General features: G+C 60.9%; 2 protein-coding genes and 1 pseudogene. All 3 read left to right on the top strand.

The genetic code is table 11. The features are described from left to right. Nucleotides 1-362 (top strand): carboxypeptidase-like regulatory domain-containing protein (locus ACYVDE_RS23130; protein ID WP_460503886.1); only part of this gene is annotated, 362 nt, incomplete at its 5' end. A 120-nt stretch (nt 363-482) separates the two neighbouring features. Continuing rightward, a complete protein-coding gene (locus ACYVDE_RS23125; RefSeq protein WP_460503885.1) occupies nt 483-863 on the top strand; it encodes a hypothetical protein in 381 nt (126 codons plus the stop codon). Nucleotides 864-1,006: 143 nt separating this feature from the next. Beyond that, a pseudogene (locus ACYVDE_RS23120) lies at nt 1,007-1,301 on the top strand (hypothetical protein); the annotation flags it as partial.

The raw sequence follows: 1,301 nt of genomic DNA, 5'->3' as shown, positions 1-1,301 counted from the left end.
CGCACAATGCCGTGGTGCCGCCCGTATCGGCTGGCGAGCTGCTGAAGCTGGAAACCGCCAGCGCCGCCGCCGCCGAAGCCAGCGCGACGCGCATGGTGACGGTAACGGGCCGCATCCTGAACGAGAAAGGCGCGCCGCTGGTGGGTGCCACGGTGTTCCGCAAGGGCACGCACTTTGGGGCCAGCACCGATGCCAATGGCAACTACGCCCTGCGCGTGCCGGCCGCCGAAGCCGCCAGCACCACCCTGCAGTACGGCTACGCCGGCTACCACGACCGCGAAGTAGCCGCCAGCGAGGTGGCCCCGGCCGGAGTGAGCCTGCAGCCCCGCGTCGAGAAGCGCAAGCATTGGCTGTTCTTCTAACCCATTGTTTTTTAGTTGCCTGTCCGTGTTGAATCATCCGTGAAAGCAAGAACCTATCGGAAGCACGTTGCCAATAAGCTCAAAGAATCCTCTTTATCCATTTCCCCTCCCTCCGCCGCAATGGCCTATTCTAAAAACAGTCCGGCTGGTAAAGCCGTCGATGCCATCATCACCGATTTGCCCAGCCTGGTCGCCGTGGCCGTGGTTGACATTAACTCGGGCATGGCCCTGGCCTCGCACTCGAACTCACCGAGCCTGAACCCCGAAACGGCCGCCGCCTACAACACCGAAGTGGTGAAGCAGAAGCAGAAAGCCATGACGGCCCTGAAGCTGACGGGGGAAAAGATTGAGGATATTCTCATCACGCTCAGCAACCAGTCGCACCTGCTCAAGCTGAACTCGGCGGGCAATAAGTTCATCTACCTGGTGGTGAACTCGCGCGAAACCAACCTGGCCATTGCCCGCGAGGTGCTGCGCTCGCACGTGGAAGAAATCAATTAGCTATTGCTGATTTCTCGGATGAGAAAGGCCCGCTCGGTATTGAGCGGGCCTTTTTTATTTGTTCAGGCGTGTCACCGAATGGTTGGGCTGCTGCTCAACCCTGGCGCTACGGTTGCGTTAAGCTGATTTCATTTCCGCATCTCATGAAAAAAGGTAAATCAAAATCTAAACTGCAGGCGAAACCCCAGCCCCGCCCGGCCAAATTCTGGCCCGCCATCGGCTTCGCGGCCCTGGCCGGCATGCGCAGCATGAGCGCCCCGGCTTTTCTGAGCCACTACCTCAGCAATAACCCTTCGTGGCTGCTGCTCAACTCGCCGCTGCGGGCGTTGCAAAAGCCGCTGGTGGCGCGCGGCTTCAAGCTGGCCGCGGCGGGCGAGATGGTGATGGATAAGCTGCCCGGCACCCCCGACCGCATTGCGCCGCCGGTCCTGCTGGGCC

This window comes from Hymenobacter agri, from assembly GCF_054778495.1.
Note: the sequence above shows the minus strand (reverse complement) of the source record. Positions and strands in the feature narration are given on the sequence as shown.

Bases quoted from the DNA above. Each gene is read 5' to 3' on its own strand.
- ACYVDE_RS23125 (WP_460503885.1), top strand. From the start codon at position 483: ATGGCCTATTCTAAAAACAGTCCGGCTGGTAAAGCCGTCGATGCCATC.